Source organism: Sphingomonas sp. CCH9-F2 (assembly GCF_001556735.1).
Taxonomy (GTDB): Bacteria; Pseudomonadota; Alphaproteobacteria; order Sphingomonadales; family Sphingomonadaceae; genus Sphingomonas; species Sphingomonas ginsenosidimutans.
Map to the genome: position 1 here is coordinate 1 of NZ_LSJO01000114.1, position 9,644 is coordinate 9,644.

The 9,644-nt window shown below is 68.3% G+C and carries 9 protein-coding genes; 5 read left to right on the forward strand and 4 right to left on the reverse strand.

Annotated elements, in window-relative coordinates:
- Positions 1 to 2,088: TonB-dependent receptor (locus AX685_RS03455; RefSeq protein ID WP_066485494.1), on the forward strand; the 2,088-nt coding region annotated here is incomplete at its 5' end.
- Positions 2,089 to 2,139: 51 nt separating this feature from the next.
- Here the strand turns inward: AX685_RS03455 and AX685_RS03460 are convergent.
- Positions 2,140 to 4,335 carry a PQQ-dependent dehydrogenase, methanol/ethanol family gene (locus tag AX685_RS03460; protein ID WP_066485496.1) on the reverse strand — a complete coding sequence of 732 codons (2,196 nt, stop codon included), beginning with the start codon at positions 4,333 to 4,335 and terminating at the stop codon, positions 2,140 to 2,142.
- 124 nt (positions 4,336 to 4,459) lie between these two features.
- Between AX685_RS03460 and AX685_RS03465 the strand changes: the two genes are divergently transcribed.
- A complete protein-coding gene (locus AX685_RS03465; RefSeq protein WP_066485498.1) occupies positions 4,460 to 5,431 on the forward strand; it encodes a cation diffusion facilitator family transporter in 972 nt (323 codons plus the stop codon).
- 10 nt (positions 5,432 to 5,441) lie between these two features.
- Here the strand turns inward: AX685_RS03465 and AX685_RS03470 are convergent, their stop codons facing one another.
- The gene (locus tag AX685_RS03470; RefSeq protein WP_066485500.1) at positions 5,442 to 6,449 is read right to left on the reverse strand and encodes a polyprenyl synthetase family protein; all 1,008 of its coding nucleotides are present in this window, start codon (positions 6,447 to 6,449) and stop codon (positions 5,442 to 5,444) included.
- A 110-nt stretch (positions 6,450 to 6,559) separates the two neighbouring features.
- On the opposite strand from AX685_RS03470, the gene AX685_RS03475 reads away from it, so the two are divergent.
- The gene (locus AX685_RS03475) at positions 6,560 to 6,841 is read left to right on the forward strand and encodes a chorismate mutase (RefSeq protein WP_066485510.1); all 282 of its coding nucleotides are present in this window, start codon (positions 6,560 to 6,562) and stop codon (positions 6,839 to 6,841) included.
- Positions 6,842 to 7,049: 208 nt separating this feature from the next.
- Here the strand turns inward: AX685_RS03475 and AX685_RS03480 are convergent, their stop codons facing one another.
- Together AX685_RS03480 and AX685_RS03485 are read right to left on the reverse strand one after the other, a co-directional pair.
- Entirely contained in the window at positions 7,050 to 7,976 is a 927-nt protein-coding gene (locus AX685_RS03480; protein ID WP_066485502.1) for an NAD(P)H-dependent flavin oxidoreductase, read from the reverse strand.
- Complete coding sequence (locus AX685_RS03485; RefSeq protein WP_066485505.1) at positions 7,973 to 8,695, reverse strand: dienelactone hydrolase family protein; 723 nt, start codon at positions 8,693 to 8,695, stop codon at positions 7,973 to 7,975. The genes AX685_RS03480 and AX685_RS03485 overlap by 4 nt, the downstream gene beginning before the upstream one ends.
- 78 nt (positions 8,696 to 8,773) lie before the next feature.
- Between AX685_RS03485 and AX685_RS03490 the strand changes: the two genes are divergently transcribed.
- Both AX685_RS03490 and AX685_RS03495 read left to right on the forward strand, forming a co-directional pair.
- The gene (locus AX685_RS03490) at positions 8,774 to 9,238 is read left to right on the forward strand and encodes a GNAT family N-acetyltransferase (RefSeq protein ID WP_066485508.1); all 465 of its coding nucleotides are present in this window, start codon (positions 8,774 to 8,776) and stop codon (positions 9,236 to 9,238) included.
- Positions 9,238 to 9,644, forward strand: a 407-nt coding sequence (locus tag AX685_RS03495) for a 2,3-bisphosphoglycerate-dependent phosphoglycerate mutase (protein WP_156445642.1), incomplete at its 3' end; no start/stop codon positions are given. The genes AX685_RS03490 and AX685_RS03495, both read left to right, overlap by 1 nt.

The following is a 9,644-nucleotide window of genomic DNA, read 5'->3' on the forward strand; positions in this document are numbered from 1 at the left end:
GACGCCTTCGGCGCCTATGAATGGTCGACGCGCATCTCGCTGCGCGGGTTCAACCAGAACCAGCTGGGCTTCACGCTGGACGGTGTGCCGCTGGGCGACATGAGCTACGGCAACGTCAACGGCCTGCACATCAGCCGCGCGGCGATTTCGGAGAACCTCGCCAGCACCACGGTCGCGCAGGGCGCGGGCGCGCTGGGCACCGCATCGACCAGCAACCTGGGCGGCACGCTGCAGTTCGTCAGCCGTGCGCCGTCGAACGATGCCGATATCGTCGCGTCGGGCACCTATGGCAGCAACGACACGTGGCGCGCGTTCGTCCGCGCCGACACCGGCGATATCGCCGACGGGCTGAAGGGCTATCTCAGCTACGGCTTCCTCACCACCGACAAGTGGAAGGGCTATGGCGTGCAGCGCCAGCATCAGGCCAATGCCAAGCTGGTGAAGGACTTCGGCGACCGCGGCGCGATCACCGCGTTCCTGAACTTCTCCGACCGGCGCGAGAACGACTATCAGGATCTCAGCTACGACATCCTGCGTCGCCGCGGCTATTATGCCGACAATATCTCGAACGACTACCCGCTCGCGCTGCAGATCGGGCAGGTCTATCAGAACCAGGCCGCGCGCGCGGGCAATGCCAATGCCGTGCTGCCCTATCCGTCCGCCGGCCTCACCTTCCCGGCGGGTATCGGCACGGTCGACGACGCATATTATGATGCGGCCGGCGTGCGCCGCGATTGGCTGGGCGGGATCACCTTCGATGCGAAGCTGACCGACATGCTGTCGATCGTGTCGACCAGCTACGGGCACAAGAACAAGGGCCAGGGTTCGTGGATCACGCCCTATGTCGGTTCGCCGGCGGGTGTAGCGGACGGGAACGGCGGTACGCTGTCGGCCGCCTCGCCGCTGTCATTCCGCACCACCGAATACGCCATCCGCCGTGCCGGCAACCTGACCAGCGTGGCGCTCGACACGGGGGCGAACCGGCTGGAAGTGGGCGGCTGGTACGAAACCAACACCTTCGACCAGGCGCGCCGCTTCTACGGCATGACCAGCGCCGCGACGCCCAACCGCAACGTGCGCGATTTCCAGAACAATCCGTTCTTCACCCAGTGGAACGGCAAGTACGATACCGAGACGATCCAGTACCATGTCGCCGACACGCTGACGCTCGACCGGCTGACGCTGAGCGGCGGGTGGAAGGGTATGCAGGTCCGCAACCAGGCGACGCTGCGCACCGGGTCGCTGGTGTCGGGCCGCATCCAGTCGCGCGACTGGTTCCTGCCGCAGGTGGGCGCGGTGTTCCACCTGGGTGGCGGCGCCGAAGTGTTCGCCAGCTATACCGAGAACATGCGCGCCTTCGTCTCCTCGGCCACGACCGGGCCGTTCGCGACGACCCAGGCCGGGTTCGACGGCATCCGCAACACGCTGAAGCCGGAAACGTCGAAGACCGGCGAAGGCGGCGTTCGCCTGCGCAGCGGCGGGCTGCAGCTGTCGGCGGCAGGCTATTACATCCACTTCGCCGATCGCCTGCTGACCTTCTCCAACGGATCGGGCATCCAGGGCAATCCGCCGACGCTCAACAATGCCGGCGACGTCGAAAGCTATGGCGCGGAAGTGTCGGCCTTCTACCGCGTCATGCGTCCGCTGACGCTGTTCGCCAGCTATTCGTACAACAAGGCGACGTACCAGGACAACGTCGTCAACGCTGCGGGCACCATCCTGACCGCGACCAAGGGCAAGACCGTGGTCGACACGCCGGAGCATATGGCCAAGGGCGAGATCGTCTATGACGACAGCCGCGTGTTCGGCCGCGTCGGCGCGGACTATATGTCGAAGCGGTACTTCACCTACCTCAACGACCAGTCGGTCGACGGGCGCGTGCTGGTCGACGCCAGCATCGGTTTCCGCTTCGGCGACGGCTTCGGCTTCTTCCGCGGCTTCGCGATCGAGGGCAGCGTGACCAACCTGACCGACGAGCAGTATATCTCGACCGTCGGCACCAACGGCTACACCGCCAGCGGCGACAACCAGACGCTGCTGACCGGCGCGCCGCGCCAGTGGTTCGTGACACTGCGTCGCGGCTTCTAAGCTAACGATCGCGCGGGAGGGGGCGGCACCTGCCCCCTCCCGCCGACCGGATCACGGCTTGGCCGCGCGCTTCGCCGCCGCGCCGCCGTCGCCCAGATTGGCACGCGCCCAGCGCGCCTCGTCGATGACATAGTGGCGGATCGACTGCGCCTGCTCCGGCGTCATCACCCGCGCGAAGCTGACCATCCCGCGGTCCTTCAGCGCGCCGTCGATCAGAATCGACTTCCACGTCTCCGCGTCGGACAGCACGGGCGAGTTCTGCAGGTTCGGCAGCACCCCGCCGCCCATCGCGCTGGCGCCGTGGCACACCTGGCAGTAACGGCCGAACAGCAATTTGCCCTGCGCCACCTGCTCGGGCGGCGCCTTCTCATCGGGCAGCGGCACCGGCGCGGCGGGTGTCGCCCCCGGCGACGGCGGCAACACCGCCTTGCCGCCCAGCGCGAACACCAGCAGCCGCGGATTATTGGGCACGTCGCGCGCCTTGCCGATCGCATAGCCGATCGACAGCGGCAGCGCGCCGCCGCGCCCGGCCAGCACCGCGACATATTGCTTGCCCTTGACCATATAGGTCGCCGCGCCCGCCATGATCCCGGTGCCCGCCGGGAAAGCGAATAGCTGCTTGCCGGTATCGGCGGCATAGGCACGGAATTCGCCCAGCGACGTGCCTTGGAACACCAGATTGCCCGCGGTCGCCATCGTCCCGCCGTTCCATGACGTCGGGTAATCGACCTTCCACCGCGGCTTGTTGGCGACCGGATCCCACGCCACCAGCGATCCGGTGGCGCTGGCGATCGCGCCCTTCACCGCGGCGGCATCGCGCGGGTACATGGCATTGCCCAGGTCCTGCCCGACGTTGAACCCGATGGGCTTGCGCTGGTCGAGCGGCGAAGACGGGTTGAGATAGGCCGCGCCCACCGTCTGAGCGGGGATGTACGCCAGCCCGGTCTGCGGCGAAAAGGCCATGGGCTGCCAGTTGTGCGCCGCGATCGCCGAAGGCACCGCCAGGAACGGCTTGCCGGTGCGATAGTAACGCGACGCCGGATTCTCGATCGGACGCCCGGTCTTCAGATCGTATCCGCTTGCCCAGTTGACGCCGGGAATGAACTGCCCGGCGTTGATGAGCCGCCCGTTGGTGCGATCGACGACATAGAAGAAGCCGTTCTTCGGCGCCTGCATCAGCACCTTGCGCGGCTGCCCCCCGATCGTCAGCGTCGCCAGCACGATCGGCTGGGTGGCGGTGAAGTCCCAGGTTTCGGCCGGTGTCTCCTGATAATGCCACAGATATTGCCCGGTTTCGGGCTTCAGCGCGACGATTGACGACAGGAACAGATTGTCCCCCTGTCCTTCACTGCGCAGCCCGTGGTTCCAAGGGCTGCCGTTGCCGACGCCCAGGTACAGCTGGTCCAGCTCCGCATCGTAGACGATCGAATCCCACACCGTCCCGCCGCCGCCGGACTGTTTCCACTGGCCGTTGGCAGACCAGGTCGGCGCCACCTTCGCCATCGCCGCGTCGGATGCGGCGCCGTCCTTCGCCCCGGTGGGGTTGGGGACAGTGTAGAAGCGCCATTTCTGCGCGCCCGTCGCCACGTCATAGGCGGTGACATAGCCGCGCACGCCGAACTCCGCGCCGCCATTGCCGATCAGCACCATGTCCTTCACCACGCGCGGCGCGCCGGTGATCGTATAGGGCTTGCCGTTGTCGGTGGTCTGCACCGACCAATTGGGGGTGCCGGTTTCGGCGTTGAGCGCGATCAGCCGCCCATCCAGCGTGCCGACGAACAACTGCCCCTTCCACGCCGCAACGCCGCGATTGACGACGTCGCAGCACGCCTGCACGCCCTTCTGCGGATCGACCTTCGGGTCATATTCCCACAATTTCGCGCCGGTGGCCGCGTCATAGGCAAACACCTTCGACCACGGGCCGGTGACGAACAGCTTGCCGTCGACGACCACCGGGGTCGCCTCCTGCCCGCGCGCATCGGGCATATCGGCATACCACGCCAGCCCCAGCTGGCCGACATTGCCGGCGTTGACCTGCTTCAGCGGGGAAAAGCGCTGTTCCTGGTAATTGAACCCGGTCATCGCCCAGTCGCTGCCGTCGCCGCCGGTGGTCAGCAGCGCGGCATCCACCTTCCCCACGCCGCTGGTCGCGGCGGCGGCCGGCGCCCCGGCCTCTCGCTGGCCGCTGCCGCAGCCCGCCAGGATCGTCATGGCCAGCAGCGGCCCCACGCATCTGCGCATCCTCATCCTCTCCCCATGCGCCGTCGTTGCGGTCGCCTGATGAGACTGACTTAGATCGCTGGCGAAGGGAAGGGCTTTGGGAGCCCCATGCGCTAGTATCTCCCGCCGCGGCGATGATAGACCTGCGGCCATGGCGCACGGTCATCATCATCACGGGCACTCCCATGGACACGGACACGGGCACGGGCATTCGCACGGCCACGACCACGCGCATCATGCCCCGCCCGAACGCTGGGACCGCGCCTTCGCGATCGGCATCGCGCTCAACCTGGTCTATGTCGTGGCAGAGGGGGTGGCCGGCTTCGTGCTGGGATCGGTCGCGCTGCTGGCCGACGCGGGGCACAACCTGTCCGACGTGCTGGGGCTGGCAATCGCCTGGGGCGGTGCGGCGCTGGCGCGCAGCGCGCCGTCGAAGCGGTTCACGTACGGGCTGAAGGGATCGACGATCCTGGCGGCGCTGGCCAATGCGCTGCTGCTGCTCGTGGCGATCGGCGCGATCGCGATGGAGGCGATCCAGCGGCTGGGCGATCCCGCGCCGGTACGGGGGCTGGACGTCGCGCTGGTCGCGGGCCTCGGCATCGCGGTCAACGCCGTCACCGCGTGGCTGTTCGCGCGCGGACGCAAGGGCGACGTCAACATCCGCGGGGCGTATCTGCACATGCTGTCCGACGCGGTGGTCTCTGCCGGAGTGGTCGCAGCGGGCATCGCGATCTGGGCGACCGGGGCGGCATGGCTGGACCCGATGGTCAGCCTGGTGATCGCGGCGCTGATCTTCTGGCAGACCTGGGGGCTGCTGCGCGAAACGGTGGAGATGGCGCTGGCGGCGGTGCCGCGCGGCATCGACTATGACGGCGTGCACGACGCGCTGGCGGCGCTGCCGGGTGTTACCGCCGTCCATGATCTGCACATCTGGCCGATGTCAACGACCGAGCCGGGGATGACCGCGCACCTGCTGATCCCAGGCGGGCATCCGGGCGATGCGTTCCTGGGCGAAACGCAGGAAATGCTCCACCGCCGCTTCGGCATCGGCCATGCCACGATCCAGATCGAGACCGGCGATCATGACGCCGACTGCAAGCTGGCCGATCCGGCGCGGGTATAACCGCGCCCGGTCAGTAGGCGCGGGCGACCGCGAACTCCACCGCCTCGACCATCGCATCCTTCGCCGCGCCGTCTTCGAACGCCGCCAGCGCGTCGATCGCCTGCTGCCCGTAGTGGCGCGCGCGCGCGAACGTGTCCTCGACCGCGCGGGTGCGGCGGACCAGATCGACGGCGTGCGCGAAATCGGTATCGCCCGACCGGCGCCCCTCCACCGCATCGCGCCAGAACAGGCGGTCCTCTTCGTCGCCGCGGGCATAGGCCAGGATCACCGGCAGCGTCATCTTGCCTTCGCGGAAATCGTCGCCGGCATCCTTGCCCATCGTGCCCGCGTCGCTGGTATAGTCGATCGCATCGTCGACCAGCTGGAACGCCACGCCGAGGTTGCGGCCATAGGCGTCGAGCGGCGCCTCGTCCGCGGGACGGTCCGCCACCACCGCCGCGACCCGGCACGCCGCCGCGAACAGCGCCGCGGTCTTCGCGCCGATGATGTCGAGATAGCGTTCCTCGGCCAAATCGACGCGCCGGACGGCGGTCAGCTGGTTCACCTCGCCCTCCGCGATCACCGCCGAGGCGTTCGACAATATCTCCAGCGCGCGCAGGCTGCCACCCTCGACCATCAGCTCGAACGAGCGCGAGAACAGGAAATCGCCGACCAGCACGCTGGCGGGATTGCCCCAGATGATGTTGGCGGTACGCCGCCCGCGGCGCAGGTCCGATCCGTCGACGACATCGTCGTGGAGCAGGGTGGCGGTATGGATGAATTCCACCGCCGCGGCGAGCAGGTGGTGGCGATCGCCGTCATAGCCCAGCAGCCGCGCGCTGGCGAGCGTCAGCATCGGGCGCAGCCGCTTTCCCCCGCCGGCAATCAGGTGCCCCGCCAGTTCGGGAATCAGCGGGATCTCGGACCGCATCCGGTCCACGATCACGTCATTGACCGAATCCATGTCGCGCGCGACCAACCCGATCATCGGGTCGAGCGAGGGCGCGTGGCCGGCGAAGCGGTGAAGGGTGACGCTCATCTGCCCTGCCCTTACGGTCGAGGCGGCGCGCAAGGCAAGCGCGGGCTTGCCCATCTCCGCCGGTCGCCGCATGGAAGCGCCCGTTGACCGATGACGGGGAAGAGGCGCGGATGACGGACGAGGTGCTGAAACGGTACCGCAAGAGCATCGACAATATCGATGCCGCGCTGGTGTGCCTGCTGGCGGAACGGTTCAAGGTGACGCAGGCGGTTGGCGCGTACAAGGCGACCGCCAACCTGCCCCCCGCAGATCCGGGGCGTGAGGAAGCACAGATCGCCCGGCTGCGCGCACTGAGCGAGGAAGCCGAGCTGGACCCGGAATTCTCCGAGAAATTCCTGCGCTTCATTATCGACGAGGTGATTCGCCACCACGAAGCGGCGGCGCGGGGATAGCGCCCGGTCGTTCGGTGGTCTGGCGGACATTGGTGCCCTACCCACGTCTTCAGACCTCTGCGCGATTCGCTCGGCCCGCCTTGCAATACGCGTCACCCCGGACCTGTTCCGGGGTCCACCGATCCGCAATATCATAACCTTATGGGTTTGCGGCACAGTGGATGCCGGACAGGTCCGGCATGACGGCTCAAGGCGTCAGCGACGCCCCCTACCGCGGCAGGCGTGCGATCACCGCGTCATACTCGCGCATCGTCTCCTCGAAGATCTGCGCGACCGGCGTGACCGAATCGATCCGCCCCGCGACCTGCCCGGTCAGCGCGACGCCAGCCTCCAAGTCGCCGCCGAAATAGACCGCCTGCGTGTCCGCGAACTCAGCGAAGATGCCGCCGGGGGCACCCTCCTTCTCGATCCGCGTCGTGCGCTCGGTGCGCAGCGCGCGCAGGGCCGGGCCGGGCCCGGCGCGGTTCAGGAACACCGTGTCGGTCGCGTCGGCGGACAGGATCGCCTGTTTCCAATTGTCGTGCACCGGGCATTCGGTGGCGGTCAGCATCCGCGTGCCCATCACCACGCCCTCCGCGCCCAGCGCGAAGGCAGCGGCCATGCTGCGCCCGTCGACGATCCCGCCGGCCGCGACCACCGGCACGTCGACCGCGGCGACCACCTGCGGCACCAGCACCATCGTCGACACGTCCTTGGCGTTCTTGAACCCGCCGCCCTCGCCGCCCTCCACGATCAGCCCGTCGACGCCCGCCTCGACCGCGCGCAGCGCACCCGCCAGGTTGGGGACGACGTGGAAGACGGTCAGTCCCGCATCCTTGAGCATCGCGGTATATTTCATCGGATCGCCGGCGGAGGTGGTGACGAACCGCACCCCCTGGTCGATCACGAACTGCACGATCGACGGATCGCGCACGAACGCCTGCGCCACGTTCACCCCGAACGGCTTGTCGGTCAGCGCGCGCATCCTGACGATCTCGGCGCGCACCGCGTCCAGTTCTCCGGACGATGTCTCAATGATCCCCATCCCCCCCGCGTTCGACACCGCGGAGGACAGCTGCGACCGGGCGATCCAGCCCATCGCCGCCTGGATGATCGGCTTTTCGATGCCCAGCATCTCGGTCACGCGCGTCTTCATGCGAACAGCTCCTTCAGGAAATCGCGCATCGCCTGCCAGCTGCGGCGGTCGGCGCGCGGTTCATAGGCGACACCGGGCATCGTCGAATCGCGACGGCTTTCGTCGGTGAAGGCGTGCCCGGCATGGCCATAGGCGTGCAGCTGCCAGTCGGCGCGCGCCGCGGTCAGCTCCTGTGCCAGCGCCACCGTCACCTCGGGCGGGCCGAGCGGATCGTCCCAGCCGTGACAGACCAGCAGCTTCATCGCGATCGGATCGACACTGGCATAGTCCGGCCGGTCGTAGACACCGTGGAAGCTGACGCCGCCCAGCGTGTCCAGCCCGGCGCGCGCCATGTCGAGCACGCACTTGCCGCCGAAGCAGAAACCGACCGCCGCGGTCTTGCCGGCATCGACCTCCCCCTGCGCCTTCAGCGTGGCGAGGCTGGCGGCCAGCCGGTCGCGCAGCAGCGCGCGGTCGGCGTTCAGCTCGTTCATGTAGCGCGCCATGTCCGGCCCCGGCTGCGCGCGCCGCCCCTGGCCGAACACGTCGCAGGCCAGCGCGGCATAGCCGAGCGCGGCGAGATCCTCGGCCTTGCGATTGTCGGCTTCCTTCTGCCCCAGGACGTTGGGGATCACCAGGATGCCGGGTCGCGGCGCGCCGTCGGCGTCGTCCCAGGCGAACACGCCCTCGAACGGGCCGCCCGGCCCGTCATATACGATCGTGCGGCGCTGTACCGTCACTTGTCCTCTCCCGCCCGCCTGCGCGGCTTGTCTGCGCGTGCTCTTTCGCTAGACGGGGCGGCGAAGGGGGGCAAGCGAATGCAGGTACGTATCGACGATCCGCATAACCCCGCAGTGGCGCCGCTGCTGGCGCAGCACGTCGCGGACCAGCATGGCAATACGCCGGCCGGCTTCGCCTTCGCGCTGGGTGCGGAGGGTCTTTCCGCGCCCGACGTCACCTTCTTCTCGGTCTGGGACAGTGGGACGCTGGCCGGGATCGGCGCGCTGAAACAGCTCGACGCCGCCAGCGGTGAGGTAAAGTCGATGCGCAGCACCGCCGCCGCGCGCGGGCGCGGCGCGGGCCATGCCGCGCTCACCCACATCATCGCCACCGCCCGCGCGCGCGGCTACACGCGCCTGTTCCTCGAAACCGGCACCACACCCGCCTATGACGCGGCGCTGGCGCTGTACCGGCGCGCCGGCTTCGTTTCCTGCGCACCGTTCGGCGATTACGCCGCCAGCCCGCACAACCAGTTCTTCACGCTCGACCTAGGGGAAAATTGATGCCCACGCTCGTCCTGATCCGCCACGGCCAGTCCGCCTGGAACCTCGAAAACCGCTTCACCGGCTGGTGGGACGTCGACGTCACCGAGAAGGGCGCGGCCGAGGCACGTGCCGCGGGCGAGCTGATGGCGGCGAAGGGGCTGGACTTCGACCAGACCTTCACCAGCCTGCAGACGCGAGCGATCAAGACGCTGAACCTTGCGCTGGAGGCGATGGGGCGGCTGTGGCTGCCGGTCGAGAAGGACTGGCGCCTCAACGAACGGCACTACGGCGGACTGACCGGGCTGGACAAGGCGCAGACCGCGGCGAAGCATGGCGACGAACAGGTGCACATCTGGCGCCGCAGCTTCGACGTGCCGCCGCCCCCGATCGAGGCGGGCAGCGAGTTCGACCTGTCGGGCGACCG

What these genes read in the sequence shown, in the direction of transcription:
- AX685_RS03480 (WP_066485502.1), bottom strand. Translation starts at nt 7,976, where the DNA reads ATGAAGACGCGCGTGACCGAGATGCTGGGCATCGAAAAGCCGATCATC.
- AX685_RS03465 (WP_066485498.1), top strand. Translation starts at nt 4,460, where the DNA reads ATGGCGCACGGTCATCATCATCACGGGCACTCCCATGGACACGGACAC.
- AX685_RS03460 (WP_066485496.1), bottom strand. Translation starts at nt 4,335, where the DNA reads ATGAGGATGCGCAGATGCGTGGGGCCGCTGCTGGCCATGACGATCCTG.
- AX685_RS03475 (WP_066485510.1), top strand. Translation starts at nt 6,560, where the DNA reads ATGACGGACGAGGTGCTGAAACGGTACCGCAAGAGCATCGACAATATC.
- AX685_RS03470 (WP_066485500.1), bottom strand. Translation starts at nt 6,449, where the DNA reads ATGAGCGTCACCCTTCACCGCTTCGCCGGCCACGCGCCCTCGCTCGAC.
- AX685_RS03490 (WP_066485508.1), top strand. Translation starts at nt 8,774, where the DNA reads ATGCAGGTACGTATCGACGATCCGCATAACCCCGCAGTGGCGCCGCTG.